This window comes from Saccharothrix sp. CB00851 (assembly GCF_001905065.1).
Classification (GTDB): domain Bacteria; phylum Actinomycetota; class Actinomycetes; order Mycobacteriales; family Pseudonocardiaceae; genus Actinosynnema.
Window position 1 is genome coordinate 101,209 of sequence record NZ_LWLC01000009.1, and the last position, 14,399, is coordinate 115,607.

General features: G+C 70.9%; 13 protein-coding genes and 2 pseudogenes. 9 read left to right on the forward strand and 6 right to left on the reverse strand.

All coding sequences use genetic code 11. From position 1 onward, the window contains the following. Positions 1-11: 11 nt before the first annotated feature. A complete protein-coding gene (locus tag A6A25_RS10755) occupies positions 12-890 on the reverse strand; it encodes a LacI family DNA-binding transcriptional regulator (RefSeq protein ID WP_083668228.1) in 879 nt (292 codons plus the stop codon). A 226-nt stretch (positions 891-1,116) separates the two neighbouring features. On the opposite strand from A6A25_RS10755, the gene A6A25_RS10760 reads away from it, so the two are divergent. Further along, complete coding sequence (locus A6A25_RS10760; RefSeq protein WP_143193069.1) at positions 1,117-1,383, forward strand: hypothetical protein; 267 nt, start codon at positions 1,117-1,119, stop codon at positions 1,381-1,383. 192 nt (positions 1,384-1,575) lie between these two features. Next, positions 1,576-2,220 (forward strand): annotated as a pseudogene (locus A6A25_RS10765) (DUF1152 domain-containing protein); the annotation flags it as partial. Between the two features lie 6 nt (positions 2,221-2,226). Here the strand turns inward: A6A25_RS10765 and A6A25_RS10770 are convergent. Together A6A25_RS10770 and A6A25_RS46785 are read right to left on the reverse strand one after the other, a co-directional pair. Further along, positions 2,227-2,775: a DUF7507 domain-containing protein gene (locus A6A25_RS10770; RefSeq protein WP_443217049.1), complete on the reverse strand. Its 549-nt coding sequence runs from the start codon at positions 2,773-2,775 to the stop codon at positions 2,227-2,229. 33 nt (positions 2,776-2,808) lie between these two features. Continuing rightward, positions 2,809-2,988 (reverse strand): annotated as a pseudogene (locus tag A6A25_RS46785) (DUF7507 domain-containing protein); the annotation flags it as partial. A gap of 14 nt (positions 2,989-3,002) precedes the next feature. Between A6A25_RS46785 and A6A25_RS10775 the strand changes: the two are divergent. Both A6A25_RS10775 and A6A25_RS10780 read left to right on the forward strand, forming a co-directional pair. After that, positions 3,003-3,224, forward strand: coding sequence for a hypothetical protein (locus tag A6A25_RS10775; protein WP_073888125.1), 222 nt, complete (start codon positions 3,003-3,005; stop codon positions 3,222-3,224). Positions 3,225-3,254: 30 nt separating this feature from the next. Then, positions 3,255-3,494: a hypothetical protein gene (locus A6A25_RS10780; protein ID WP_143193071.1), complete on the forward strand. Its 240-nt coding sequence runs from the start codon at positions 3,255-3,257 to the stop codon at positions 3,492-3,494. A gap of 10 nt (positions 3,495-3,504) precedes the next feature. On the opposite strand, the gene A6A25_RS10785 is transcribed toward A6A25_RS10780, so the two are convergent. Then, positions 3,505-3,984, reverse strand: a complete 480-nt coding sequence (locus A6A25_RS10785) for a hypothetical protein (protein ID WP_143193072.1) — start codon at positions 3,982-3,984, stop codon at positions 3,505-3,507. A 167-nt stretch (positions 3,985-4,151) separates the two neighbouring features. Further along, positions 4,152-5,009: a DUF4253 domain-containing protein gene (locus tag A6A25_RS10790; protein ID WP_083668242.1), complete on the reverse strand. Its 858-nt coding sequence runs from the start codon at positions 5,007-5,009 to the stop codon at positions 4,152-4,154. Positions 5,010-5,561: 552 nt separating this feature from the next. Here A6A25_RS10790 and A6A25_RS10795 point away from each other — a divergent pair. Beyond that, on the forward strand, positions 5,562-7,790 hold the full coding sequence (locus A6A25_RS10795) for a rhamnogalacturonan lyase family protein (RefSeq protein WP_241828586.1): 2,229 nt from the start codon (positions 5,562-5,564) through the stop codon (positions 7,788-7,790). A gap of 181 nt (positions 7,791-7,971) precedes the next feature. On the opposite strand, the gene A6A25_RS10800 is transcribed toward A6A25_RS10795, so the two are convergent. Then, a complete protein-coding gene (locus A6A25_RS10800) occupies positions 7,972-9,003 on the reverse strand; it encodes a TerC/Alx family metal homeostasis membrane protein (protein WP_073888129.1) in 1,032 nt (343 codons plus the stop codon). A gap of 439 nt (positions 9,004-9,442) precedes the next feature. On the opposite strand from A6A25_RS10800, the gene A6A25_RS10805 reads away from it, so the two are divergent. The 4 genes from A6A25_RS10805 (at position 9,443) to A6A25_RS10820 (ending at position 14,381) form a co-directional block, all read left to right on the forward strand. Beyond that, entirely contained in the window at positions 9,443-10,849 is a 1,407-nt protein-coding gene (locus tag A6A25_RS10805; RefSeq protein ID WP_073888130.1) for a cytochrome P450, read from the forward strand. A 104-nt stretch (positions 10,850-10,953) separates the two neighbouring features. Then, positions 10,954-11,439: an SRPBCC family protein gene (locus A6A25_RS10810; protein WP_073888131.1), complete on the forward strand. Its 486-nt coding sequence runs from the start codon at positions 10,954-10,956 to the stop codon at positions 11,437-11,439. A gap of 39 nt (positions 11,440-11,478) precedes the next feature. Beyond that, positions 11,479-13,236, forward strand: a complete 1,758-nt coding sequence (locus tag A6A25_RS10815; protein ID WP_073888132.1) for an ABC transporter substrate-binding protein — start codon at positions 11,479-11,481, stop codon at positions 13,234-13,236. A 263-nt stretch (positions 13,237-13,499) separates the two neighbouring features. Next, a complete protein-coding gene (locus tag A6A25_RS10820) occupies positions 13,500-14,381 on the forward strand; it encodes a DUF1702 family protein (protein WP_073888133.1) in 882 nt (293 codons plus the stop codon). Positions 14,382-14,399 lie beyond the last annotated feature (18 nt).

Sequence of the window (14,399 nt, forward strand, 5' to 3'; positions counted from 1 at the left end):
GCGTTCGCGTGTCACAGGGGTCGGCGGGCGGTGGTGCCGCGTGACGTGAGGCGGGGGGTGAACAACCGATCGCGGGCGTCCCCGCTGAGCACGGCTTCCGCGGCCGCGCGGGCCAACGTGGTCGGCGAGACCGTCAGCGACGTCACCGCGCGGGCTCGCCGGGTCTCCGCACCGAGGGCGATCACCGACACGTCCCGCGGCACCCGCAGCCCACGCCGGTCCAACTCGGTCAGCACGAGGTCCAGCGCCGCCCCGTCCGCCGCCACCACCGCGGTCGGCACCCTGGTGCCGACCGCGAAAGCCCGCTCCACCTCCGCCGCACCCGCGCACGGCCGCACGACCCCACCCCGCGACCCGATGACCGCCCGGACGGCGCGGTGGAAGTCGTCCAACGGGGTGCGGTGGGCGAAGATCACGTTGCGGTGTCCCAAGTTCGCCAGGTGCCGCCCGCACTCCACGCCCGCCGCGACCCGGTTCACGTCCACGCGGCACAGGTGAGGCGTCCCGTCGGCAGGCCCGACGCGCACCACCGGAACGTCCGCCGCCGGCACGGACGCGGGCGACACGACCACCACCGCGCCCACGTGCCGCCGCCTCGGTTCGAAGCTGATGAGCACGTCCGCGCCCCGGTCTCGTCCCGTCGCCGCGACGGCGGCCAGGAAACCGCCCGTCCAGACCGGGTCGAGGTCGGCGGGCAGCACCACGCCGAGCACGGCGGTGCGCCGCAACCTGCCTGCCCGGTAGCCCAGCGCGGTGATGCTGTGCTCGATGCGCTCACGGGTGCGCGCGGAGATCGACCGCTTGCCGCTGAGCGCGTAGGAGACGGTGCTGACGGCCACCCCGGCGTGCCTGGCGACGTCGGCGAGCGTGACCACGCCGGCCCTCCTCATCACCGAGCCACCTCGGCTCGTCAACCGCGAGCCAAAACGCGAGATTAGCCCGAGCGGCCCGACCGGACGTCCTTTTGTGCATATTGGTCATTTGTTGACCGGCTGAACCATCGGATCACTCCACGACTTGTTGTGAAGAACGTTCGCAATCCATTGCGCCACTCGCCCCGAAGAAAACCCGATTCGCGCATTGCCGCACGGTTTGCACGCGGGCACTATGAGCGGTGTGCGTGGATCGATGCGGTTCCTCCCAATTTGGGTCGCGGTGACCTTCCTGGCTGCTGCCACCTGCCTCGCCGGGGTGTCCGCGCTGGTAGGAGCCGAGTCCGGCGTCCCGCCGGCGATCACGGTCGGCTTCGTGCCGCCCTCCACCACCGACGAAACGCCACCGGAAACGACGGTCGGGACGACTGAGGCACCATCACCTCTTCCGCCGGTTCCTCCGCGCAACGACGACGACTACGACGGGGGCGACGACGTGGACGACGACTGAGCGCCGACGAACCTGATTAGACCGCTTTTGGTCACGTATGTGAACGGGCCTCGAACTGATTTCGACTTCAACGACTTCCCACGCGACGGATTAGCCCGACGCGACACGGCCTCACCTCGTCACCGCCACACGCCCGGAAATCGCCTCGGGCCGCACATGCTGCCGTGCCTATGATCACGGGGTGTTCTCCTTGTCCCACGTACGGGGGTGCGGCCGTTGAGGGCGGCCTACCGGACGTTGGTGGAACGGTTGGGCGTGGACGCGGTCGTGCTGGTCGACGGCGGCACGGACATCCTGATGCGCGGGGACGAGGCCGGCATCGGCACTCCCGAGGAGGACATGACCAGCCTCGCCGCCGTCGCGGGGCTTGACGGCGTGGAGCGGCTGGTGGTGTGCCTGGGTTTCGGCATCGACGCCTACCACGGCGTGTGCCACGCCCACGTGCTGGAGAACCTGGCCGCGCTGGACCGGGCCGGCGGCTACCTGGGCGCCCTGTCGATACCGTCCGACTCCGCCGAGGCGCGGGCCTACCTGGATGCCGTCGCGCACGCCCAGGCCGCCACCCCGCTGCGGCCCAGCATCGTCAACGGCCAGATCGCGGCGGCCTTGCGCGGTGAGTTCGGCAACGTGCCGCTCAGCACGCGGACCGCGGACAGCGACCTGTTCGTCAACCCGTTGATGGGCGTGTACTTCTCGGTCGACCTGCCCGTGCTCGCCGCGGCCGTGGACTACCCGGACCGGCTCCGGGACACCAGGACCATGACCGAGGTGGCGCTGGTCATCGAGGACCACCGCGACGAGGTCACCCGACGGGCACGGCGCACCTTCCCGCATTGACCGGGTTCACCGTTCCCGGCGAGACCTCCCGACGAACAGCGCCAGCAGCCCGAGCACCAAGGCCGCCAGCCCGCCCAGGATCGTCAGCGCCACGCTCACACCCGTGCTCGACAGGTCGTCGGACGGCGGCACTTGGTCCTCCGGCCGCAGCACCGGCGGCTGGGTCGGCTTGGGCGGGATGGCCCCCGGGACCTCGCCGGACGGCACGGTCGCGACGTCCGGCGGCGAGCTGACGTTATCCCCGCCCGGCGTCTTGCCGGTGGCCGTGGCCGTGTTGACGACACTGCCCGCGGTGACGTCGACCTGCGTGACGACGTACGACGCGGTGCACGTGACCTGGTCTCCCGGCGCCAGCGGCCCGGTCGGGCAGGTGACCGCGATCCCGGCACCGGCCAGCCGGTCGTCGGCGATCGTCGGGTCGGTGACCGTGACCGAGCCCGTGTTGGTCACGACGAACGCGTAGTCGATGCGCTCGCCGACCTGCGCCTTGCCATCACCGTTGGTGTCGACCAGCGCGGCCTGCTTGTCCAGCGTCAACCGGGCGGCGGCGTCCACCGGTGTCGTGGTGTCGTCGCTGCTGACGATCGGGTCGCCAGTCGGTGGCGTGCCGGTGGCGGTCGCGGTGTTGTCCACCTCGCCCGCGTCGAGGTCGGCCTGGGTGAGCGCGTAGGGAGCCGCGGTGCAGGTCGTGGACGTGCCGGGGGCCAGGGTGGTGGTCGGGCAGGTGATCGCGCCGACCTCGGGGTCGGTGACGGTGACCTGGTCGAGGGTGACGTTTCCGCGTGCCGGTGTTCCCGGTGGTGATGCCGCCGCCGGTCACCGTCACCGTGGCCTGGTCGGTGGGGTTGACCCGGCCCGCCGGGAAGTTCTTGCGCACCGTGATGGTGTTCGGCGAGGCGCACGAGCCGAAGTCGACCGAGCCGGTCTGCGACAGGGCGCGGGTGTCGAGCACCGCGCCGGTGCTCGGGTTCACCCGGTACAGCGTCGTCCCGCTGGCCAGGTAGAGGTAGCCGTCGCCGGCGAACGCGATGCCGTTGAGCGCCTGGTTGGGCGTGCTGATCGTGGTGATCCGGGTGCCGGTGATCGGCTTCGCGGCACCGGGGGTGGTCGGGATGTCCTCGTTGACCACGAACACGCTGTTCGTGCCGCCCAGCACACCGCCGACCACGTACAGCCTGCCCTGCTGGTCGAACGTCCAGTCGCCGTTGGGGCAGTCGGTCGGCATGACGCCCTCCGCGACCAGGCCGAGCGAGGTGCCGGTGTTGGGGTCGTAGCCGTAGACCCTCAGCGTGTTCCCGACGAACCTCCGTAGTAGTAGAAGCCGTTGCGGGGGTTGACCGCGCCGTGCGTCACCGGGGTGTCGGGCACGGCGGCCACCGCCGTCGTCGTGCCGCTCGCGGTGTCGTAGCGGTAGATCGTGCGGGCCGTGCCGTTGGCGGCCACGCCGTACGCCGCGCTGCCGCCCGGGGCGATGCCGAGCGCGTTGATCGTGCCGACCACACCGCTGAACAACGCGAACGCCGTGCCGGCGCCGTTCGCGGGGTTGATCGACCAGATCGTGCGGGAGGCCGTGGTGCTCGTGCCCTGCAACGAGTACAGCGAGCCGCAGCTGAAGTTCGCCGCCGCGACGGCGAACCGCTGCCACGTCCCGAGTGGACCGGGCCAGACGAGCAGACCGAGGACCAACGCCGCCGCGGCCGTCACCGATCCGATCCGACGCACCGTCGACCGCACCACGCTCGCCTCCCGGGTCCTCGTGCGCACTCGTGGTCTTCGGCACACAGCACCACAGGGGCAGCATGATCGCTCCGAGCACGGAGCGGCGGCACCCGAAACTCCACCCGGCGGAGTGAACTTGGATCACCGATCAGGCCACGACCGATGTCCTGCGCCGACAGCACGACGAGTTCGCTGCCGGACAGGTCATCGCGTCAGTCCCACCAGAACGTCCACGAGTGGTCGTCCACGAGGCGGTCGGCGTAGGCGGCCAGCGTGTGCGGTGCCTCGCCCTGCCAGATGTTGTCCGGGCAGAACGCGAAGTGCTCGGCGGCGACCGCCATGGCGGCCTCGCGGGTGGTCGGCGGGGCGGCGACGGCGAGCACGAGCGTGGCGAACCCGACGCCGACGACCCGTGCGCCGAACCGGTCCTCCCAGCTGCGCAGCACCGCCGAGACCTCCGCGGTGTCGCCGGTGTAGTTCGTCGGACCGGTCCAGCCGGCCACCGTCACCGCGTCCGCGCCGCGGTCCGCCGCCACCAGGCCGATGCGGACCGACGGGTGCCCCGCGACCAGCTGCTCGGCCAGGCCGTCGGCGATGCGGTCCGGGTCCTTGCCTCGGGGTGGGGCGACGGCCAGTCCGGGCCAGGTGCGACCGAACGGGGCGGTCACCGCCGCGCGTTCGGCCGGTGTCAGCTGGTCGTCCGGGTCGTCGGCGGTGTGGTCGACCCACCAGCGCGCCAGCAACGCGTCCGGGTCGTGGTCGTCGGGCGACGACATCTCACCGGGCAGGACCTCCCCGTTGCCCCACGGCCGGTAGTCGGCGTCCTCGTCGTCCAGCGAGTCGAGCAGCAACGGCCACAGCCCCGATCGGACGTGCTCGGCCCGCAGCCGGGCCCACAGTCCCGCGGGGGCCGGACCGTCACCGAGCCAGAACGCGGGCCGCTCCGAGGGCTCCTCTTCGGATCGGACCGGACGTCCGGGCGGCAGCGGGACCGACAGCGTCCGAGCGGCGTCGGACCCGTCGGCGAACAGCGCCCGGAGCTCGGCGGGCAGCGGCGGTTCGGAGATCATGACGCGGATCGTAGGCCGCCGGTCCGACACCGTCGGCGAACCCTCGGGCGATCGGTGCGGTCCACCGATCACTCCTCGGAGCAAGCCGCTCGACACCATCCATGGAATGCGCTTTCCAGTCGTCGTGTCAAGGGTTTCCGCGACCACGCCCCCCGATGGGTCGCGAGCATTCCTCACGATCTGTAGCCCGAATGGCCCCGGTGCCGGATCGGTCCGAAAACTTTCGCCGGGGCTGTTGACACCGGGACGGCGGCGTTCGTACGGTCTACCCCAGCAACGTCGGCGCCCGAACCTCGATAGGTGCCAACGGAATCGGACGATGACCGAAGCCGTTCAGCGTGATCTCGCGGCTGAGGTGACCACCACTGGGATAGCGCTTTCCAGCGAATCGTCCGGCGAGATGAATCGTTTCAATCCGGCCTGGTGCCATCCTGCGGCCTTGCTAACCGGGGGGACGCACCCGGTTACGTCTGGGAACGCTCCCAGACCCTGCGACGGAGGAGCAACGGTGCTCACTTTCAGTCAACGTCCTGCCGGAGGTCCGCCATGTCGGTGACCAGACGGCGCTCCGCACTGCTCGCCGCCGGCGTCGCCCTGACCGTCGCCGGCAGCGGTGTCGCACTCTTCCCGGCTTCGGCGGCTCCGACCCGCTACGAAGCGGAGAGCTCACCGGCCACCTGCGCCGGCGCCATCGAGTCCAACCACGCGGGCTACTCCGGCAGCGGTTTCTGCAACGCGGACAACGCGGTCGGGGCGGCGGCGCAGTTCACCGTCACGGCGGCCACCGCGGGCTCCGCGACCGTCGCCGTCCGGTACGCCAACGGCACGACCACCAACCGGCCCGCGGACGTGCTGGTCAACGGTGCGGTCGCCCACGCGGGCAGCGCGTTCGACGGAACCGGCGCCTGGAGCACGTGGACCACGAAGACGCTCACCGTCCCGCTGAACGCCGGCACGAACACGATCCGGTTGAGCCCGACCACCGCGACCGGCCTGGCGAACATCGACTACCTGGAAATCGACGTCGCGGGCCCCCAGCCTTCCGGCAAGCAGCTGGAGGACCTCGACCGGGGCCTGGTCAGCGTGCGCTCCGGCACCGGCAACCTGGTCTCGTGGCGGCTGCTCGGGACCGAATCGGTCTCGACCGGGTTCAACGTCTACCGGGGCACGACGAAGCTGAACGCCTCCCCGATCACCAACTCCACCAACTTCCTGGACTCCGGCGCGGCGGGGGACGCCTCGTACACGGTCCGCGCGGTCGTCGGCGGGGTGGAGCAGGCGCCGTCCACGCCGTCACTGCGCTTCACCGGTGGCAACTACCTGGACGTGCCGATCTCCCGGCCGGGCAGCAACTACACGGCGGGTGACGCGAGCGTCGGCGACGCCGACGGCGACGGCCAGTACGAGATCTTCCTCAAGTGGGACCCCAGCGACCAGAAGGACAACTCCCAGTCCGGGGTCACCAGCAACGTCTACATCGACGCCTACAAGCTCAACGGGCAGCGGCTGTGGCGCGTCAACCTGGGCCGCAACATCCGCGCCGGCGCGCACTACACCCAGTTCCAGGTGTACGACTACGACGGCGACGGCCGGGCCGAGATGGCGGTCAAGACCGGTGACGGCACGGTGTCCGGCACGGGTCAGGTAATCGGCAACGGCAGCGCCGACCACCGCAACTCCTCCGGTTACGTCCTCACCGGACCCGAGTACCTGACCGTGTTCAACGGGCTCACCGGCGCGGCCATGTCCACGGTGCCCTTCGACCCGGCCCGCGGGAACATCTGCGACTGGGGCGACTGCTACGGCAACCGGGGCGACCGGTTCCTGGCCGGCACCGCCTACCTGGACGGGCAGCGCCCCAGCATCATCATGGGCCGCGGCTACTACGCGAAGAGCGCGATCGCGGCGTGGGACTTCCGCAACGGGCAGCTCACCCGGCGCTGGAAGTTCGACTCCAGCTCCGCCGGCAGCCAGTGGACCGGGCGCGGCGCCCACTCGCTGTCCATCGCCGACGTGGACGGCAACGGCACCGACGAGATCATCTACGGCGGCATGACCATCAACTCCAACGGCACCGGGCGGTACACCACCAGCTTCTACGCCCACGGTGACGCGCTGCACGTCGGTGATTTCCTCCCCAGCCGACCCGGCAAGGAAATCTGGATGATCCACGAGCAGAGCTCCGGAGCCGCCGCGACCCTGCGTGACGGCAACAGCGGCGCGGTCATCATGCAGAAGAACAACACCTGCAGCTGCGAAGGACCCGCTCGCGGCGCGGCCGGCGACGTGTACGCCGGCAACGCGGGCGGCGAGTTCTGGGGCCGGGGCACCGGGCTGACCAGCCTGTTCAACGGCTCCGGCGGCAACGTCGGCCGCACGCCCGGCAGCGCCAACTTCGTCGCCTGGTGGGACGCCGACCCGGTGCGGGAACTGCTGGACGGCAACCACGTCGACAAGTACGGCACCGGCGGCGACACCCGCCTGATGACCGGCACCGGTGCGCACTCCGTCAACGGCACCAAGTCGACCCCGTCGCTGTCCGGTGACCTGTTCGGCGACTGGCGGGAGGAGGTGATCCTGCCCCGCGACGACAACGCCGCGCTGCGCATCTATGCCACGACGACGCAGACCGACCGGCGGATCCACACCCTCATGCACGACGCCCAGTACCGCGTGGCCATCGCCTGGCAGAACACCGCCTACAACCAGCCGCCGCACCCGAGCTTCTTCCTCGGCAACGGCATGAGCACCCCGCCCCAACCGAAAATCTACGTCCGCTGAGTACCCGATCGGTGGGCGGGCCGGCCGATGAGGTCGACCCGCCCACCGATCGTCGGAACGGATCAGGCGTGCGGTCCGCGCGGTGGGTGCAGGGCGGCGCAGGTGATCACCAGTGAGGCCAGGACGAGCACGGTGATGAAGGTGGTGATCAGCACGTCGAAGAGCCAGTCGAAGAGCATGGTCAGTCCAGGGGTGTGGCGGCCTTCTCGGTCGGTTGGGCGGAGGGGGAGTCGGTACGTCGTCGGGTGCGCAGGCTGGTCAGGGTGACCGTCCCGAGCACGGCGATGATCACCGCGAGGGAGAGCGGGGTGGGGATCTGGGGGACGGCGGGCCAGGTGCCGTGTGCCCAGTGCAGGATGAGCTTGGCGCCGATGAAGGCGAGGATGATGGCCAGTCCGTGGTTGAGGTGGACGAGTTTGGCCAGTGCGGTGTGCAGGACGAAGTAGAGGGCGCGCAGGCCGAGCAGGGCGAAGGCGTTGGTGGCGAAGACGAGGTAGGGGTCGTCGGTGATGCCGTAGACGGCGGGGACGGAGTCGACGGCGAACACCACGTCGGTGGCGAAGACCGCCACGACGACCACTGCCAGGGGGGTGAGGGCGCGTCGCCCGTGCTCGCGGACGGTGAGCCGGGCGCCGTGGTAGTCGTCGGTGACCGGCATCAGCCTGCGCAGCAGCCGCACCGACCACAGGTCGGAGACGTGGTGCTCCACGACCACCTCGGTCGTCAGCTCACGGATGATCTTCAGCGCCGAGGCGAACAGGATCAGCCCGAACACCAGGAACGCCCACGTCCCGGCCGACAGCATGGCCGCACCGGCCGCGATGAACACACCGCGCAGCACCAGGGCGCCGACGATGCCGTAGAGCAGGACGCGTTGCTGTACCTGTGCGGGGACGGCGAAGGCGGCGAGCAGGAGCATGAACACGAACAGGTTGTCGACCGAGAGGGACTTCTCGACCACGAACCCGGTCATGAACTCCAACGCCACGTCGGTGTCGAACGCCCGCCACAACCAGAGCCCGAACACCACCGGCAAGGTCAAGTAGAACACCGACCAGCCGATCGCTTCGCGCATCGACACCTCGTGCGGGCGGTGGGTGACCGCGAAGTCGGCGACCAGCAGCGCGACCAGGGCGGCGAGGCTGACCGACCACAGCCCCACCGACCCGATGGACTCCACCGGACTCGCCGGCACTGCCGCTGACAGGGGCACCGGGCCTCCTCGAACAGTCGATGTCCGAGGTCTCCTTCACCCCGGGTGGGGCGGCCTCCCGGGGACATCGATCGAGGTGTCCGTACTGACCGGGCAGGCACTTGGGAAGTACTCCCCTCGGCGCCCAGTATCGGCCCGCGCCGCCACCGCGTAAAGACCCGGTAAAGCGATGGGTGTAGCTCGATTGGGTAAAGGCACCGTCACGACCGGCGCACGTGGACCGCGGTCCGGATCTGCGCGCCTCGGGCGTTCCGCCGGTGCGGCCCGGGTGCCCGCCGGTCACGCAGCGTGACGCCGGTCGGCGGTCGTGATCGGGTCGGTCCCACCGGAACGCCCAGCGGTGGTGCGGCCCCGGCCGTCCCAGGCGGACGGGTCGCCGCATCCACCTCCCACGGCTACATTGCCTGGAGGTCACCAGCGCTCGACGGGAGGACAGCCGATGTCTCCCAGCGGAACCGGCGTCATCCGTCCACCTGGAACGCACCCCGGTGCGCTGCCCCTGCTCGGACACGCGCTGCGCATGAAGCGAAGCCCCGGCTCGTTCCTGCTCGAGCTCCAGTCGGGCGAACCGGTCGTGCGGATCAGGCTCGGGCGCGAGCCGATGTACGTCGTCAACGACCCGGACCTGGTGCGCGACGTCATGCGCCGACCCGACGCGTTCGCCAGGGGCGGCCCGATCGCCGAGCGGTTCCGGCAGATGTTCGGCAACGGATTGGGCATCTCCGACGGTCCGTTCCACCGTCGGCAGCGCAGGTTGATCCTGCCCGCGTTCCACCACGGGCGGATCGCCGACTACGTCGCCGTGATGAGCGGGCACGTGGCGGACAAGGCGGACTCGTGGCATGACGGCCAACGGCTCGCGGTGCACGAGGAGATGGACGAACTCGCGCTGGCCAACATCGTCCGGGTCATCGTCGCCGACGGTGCCGCGCTGGACCGGCCGCGGTTCATGGCCGCGACCGCGGTGGTGCTCGGCGGGCTGTTCCGGCGGATGACGGGTCCGGCCCTGGTGTCCAGGCTGCCGACGCCGGCCAATCGTCGTCACCGCGAAGCGGAGGCGTACCTGCGGCGGACGATCCGGGCGGTGGTCGACGACTACCTGGCGACCCCGACCGATCGCGGTGACCTGCTCTCGAAGATGGTCCTCGCCCGCGACGACGACGGCCGACCGGCCATGAGCGACCAACAGCTGCACGACGAGGTCATGACCTTCCTGATCGCGGGCTACAACACCGTCGGCAACACGTTGTCGTGGGCCTTCCACGAACTCGGTGCGCACCCGGACGTCGAGCGCCGCCTGCACGAGGAGGTCGACCGGGTACTGGCCGGTCGGACCGCCACCTATCAGGACATCGATCGCCTGGAGTACACCCAGCAGGTGATCACCGAGACGCTCAGGTATCGGACGCAAGGCCTGTTCCAGAGCCGAGTGGCCACAGTGGACACCCGACTGGGCGAGTACCACGTCCCCGCCGGGACCGTCGTGCTCTACAGCGCCCACGCGCTCAACCACAACCCGCGCATCCACCCCGACCCCGACCGGTTCGACCCGGACCGGTGGCTGCCCAAGCGCGTCGACCCGGTGGCGCGCGCCGCGTTCCTGCCGTTCGGGATCGGGCTGCACGGGTGCCTCGGCGAAGGGCTGTCCCGGGCCGAGCTCACCGTCTCGCTGGCCACGATCGCCGCGCGCTGGCGGCTGGTGCCGGTGCCCGGCCACCGCGTGCGGCCCAAGCCCGCCATCACGATGCCGGTCAACGCGTTGCCCATGATCGCGCACAGCCGCGGCGTCGGCTCTCGTGCCGATGGCCGTGTGGTGGCACGGGAAGACCGGAGCCACCACGGCTGATGCACTCGATCGGGGTCAACCGGGCCGGGGCGCTGATCCACGGCATCCTGGTGCGGTAACGTCCCTGGGCGCCAGGTTGTGGGTCACGTCCCGAAGGAAGAGCCATGGGCAATTCCCGCCCCGAACTGTCTCCCGTGGTCAACACGACGATGCTGATCCGCAGGCCACCGGCCGAGGTCTTCCGCGCGTTCACCGATCCCGAGCTCACCACCAAGATCTGGTTCACCAAGAGCAGCGGTCCGGTGGAACCCGGCGCGGAACTGCGCTGGACGTGGGAGATGTACGACCTGTCGATCACGGTGCGGGTGAAGGAGTTCGAGCAGGACCGCCGATTCGTCATCGAGTGGCAGAACGGGCCGCGGCCGACGACGTGGGAGATGCGGTTCACGCCCTACCCGGACGACACGACCAAGGTCGACCTCACCGAGACCGGGTTCGGCGGGGACGACCCCGAGGCGGTCGTCGCCTGGGCAATGGGTTCGATGGGTGGGTTCACCGAGGTGCTCGCCGCCGCGAAGGCGTTGCTGGAGCACGACATCGTGCTGACCCTCGTGGCCGATCGGCACCCCGACGGCATCGGCGGGAGCTGAGCGCGCCACCCGGAGTCCCGGCTACCCGGTGGAGGCGTGATGTCCACTGTGCGGCAGGCGCTGCGCGGGTCCCCTGATACGGCGGTCGGCGTCACGCCCCGGCGCGGGGGCACCTTGACGATGGTCGGCGCCGGCGACGTCGACCACCTCGACCCGGCACTGGCCTACCACACCGTCACCAGGGGAATCCTGCGCGCGTACACCCGGCAACTCGTGGGGTACGCCGCCAGTCGGGACCGCGCTGAGGCGGGGAAGCTCGTCGCGGACCTGGCAACGGAGGTGCCGACCGCGGCGAACGGTCGGCTCACCGGTGGCGGGACCCGCTACGCGTTCACCCTCCGCGAAGGCGTCCGGTGGCACGCCCCGAGCGGCGCCCGCCCGGTCACCGCGTGGGACGTGGTGCGCGGCATCAAGCGCCTGGCGCACCCGATGGCCAACAGCCCCGGGCTGGCCTACTACCTCAACGCGATCGAGGGCATGGCGGAGTTCCGCGACGTGCTCGCGGCCTCGCCCCGCACGGTCGAAGCCGTCGCGGACCGGTTGGAGCACACGGAGATCAGCGGTGTCGTCGCGCTCGACGACACCGAGGTCCGCTTCACCACGCGGTACCCGATGTCGGACTTCCTCAACATGCTGGCCCTGCCGTTCGCCTCACCCGCGCCGCGGGAGTACCTGCACTTCGCGCCGGGCTGCCCCGAACTGGACCAGGCCATCATCTCCAACGGCCCCTACCTGCTCACCGAGTACCGGCCCGGCGAGCGGATCGAGTTGCGCCGCAACCCGGCCTGGGACCCCGGGACCGACAACCTGCGAGCCGCCCACGTCGACGGCATCGTGATCAGGCAGGGCCTGGACGAGCGCGAGGCGCACGACCTCGTCGCCCGCGGCGCGGCCGACATGCTCTGGGACGTCCAGCCGCTCACCGAGGAACTCCCCGCGCTGCTCGCCACCGACGACCCCCGCCTGGAAGTGTGCCCCGCCGGGCTGCTCAGCCCGTACATCGTGGTGAACTTCGCCAGCACGGCCGAGGACGGCGCCACTGGCAAGCAAGCCGTCCGCACCGCCCTGCAGTACGCGGTGGACAAGGCCGCGGTGTCACAGGTGTGGGGCGGGCCCAGGCTCAACGACATCGCCGACCAGGTCCTCCCACCGCTGTGCAAGGCCCACCGCGAGAACCACCCCTACGCGACCGACGGCGGCCGGGGCGACCCGGAGCGGGCCCGCCGGCTGCTCGCCGAGGCCGGGTACCCGGACGGCCTCACCCTGCGGCTGGTCTACCGCGACCGCGACATCCACCCGGCCACCGCCGAGGTGGTGCGCACGGCGCTGGCCCGGGCCGGCATCCGGGTGCGGCTCGTCCCGGCGTCGATCAACGAGCTGTTCTCGGAGTTCCTGTCCTCGTCGTCGGCGCGGTCGCGGGACTGGGAGCTCGCGCTCACCGGCTGGGAACCGGACTGGTACGGCAACAACGCCCGCACCTACCTGCAGCCGCTGTTCGACAGCCGCGACGTGCCGGAGGACGGCGACTGGGGCTCGAACTTCGGCCGCTACCGCAGCGAGCGGGTCAACCGGCTGCTCACCGAGGCCTTGACCTGTGCCGACGAGGAACGTGCCGGCGGGCTGTTCCGGGAGGTGGAGGCGGAGGTCCTGGGGGATGGGGCGATCGTCCCCATCCTCTTCGCCCACCAGTACTGGTGGCACTCCACGAGGGTGCGCGACTGGCTGCCCTACCCGGTGCTCAACGGCGACCTCACCAACCTCTGGCTGGCGGACGCGGACGAGTCGACCTCGGGCTGAGCACGCCCGACGAGCTGCTACCCACGCCTCGGTTCACTCCGTTTTCGTTGTGGCCACAGGATATCCGGCGCCACCATCGCGTGAAGATGACCAGTGGATCTTGGGCCGGTCGAGGCGCTCTGGTAGGCAGGAATCACGGTGTCAATCGTGTCCGGAAATGGTGATTCCGGGGTCGTTGGAGGAGTGATGCAGCTTCCGGGCTTGCTTTTACCGGCTCCGGGGTGACGACGGCGGTCGCGGCGCGACTGCGGTTGCCGCCCCGGATGGCTGACTTCTCGCGTCGCGGCTTCCGGACCGACCTCCCCGCCCAACGCGCCGTCCTCGAAGGGCACGCCCGCAGCTTCCTCACCGGGTTCAACCTCGCGGTGCGGTCGTGGCGGGAACCGCACGAGCCGCTGAGCCGGGTGGACGGCGAGGAGCGCGGGTTCGCCTACGAAGGCGCCGCCATGTTCGCCGGGCTGCTCGACCTGGCCACCGCCGGCCGGGCACGCGCCCTCGACCGGCTGCTCGCCGGGCCGGGTGACGCGTACGCCCACTTGGTGCACGTCGGCGCCGGGTGGTTGTTCACCGCGGCACGCGTGCCGGTGCTGCCGCGCCTGCCCGGCACACCGCTGCTGCGCTGGCTCGCCGTGGACGGCTCGGGCTTCGGCGAGGTGTACTTCGGCGGCACGCGGGCGCTGCTGCGCCGGGCCGCACGCACCCCGGGAGCGGTGTGGCGGGCGCGCCTGGCCGGGTGCGGGCGCGCGCTGTGGTTCGCCCAGTCCGCCTGCCCGTCGGGGGTCGCCGACGTGATCGGTCGCACGCCCCCGGTCGCGCGACCGCACCTGTGGAGCGGCGTCGGGCTCGCCGCCGCGTACGCGGGCGCGGCGGACGAAGCGGCGCGCACCGAAATGCTCGACCTGGTCGGACGGCACCGCGCGCACTTCGCGCAGGGCGTCGTCTTCGCGGCGGGCGCCCGGGTCCGCTCGGGGATCGTGCCGCGGCACACGCGCGACGCGTGCGCCCAGGTGCTCGGCCTGACCGCCGAAGAAGCCGCGCGCTGGGCCGACGATGCCTGCGCCGATCTGCTCGATTCCCCCGACGTGCAGGCGTACCTGGAGTGGAAGGCGCGGCTGCGCGAGGGGATTGCCCGAGACCTGAGCTGACCGTTCGTCAGGGAGGAC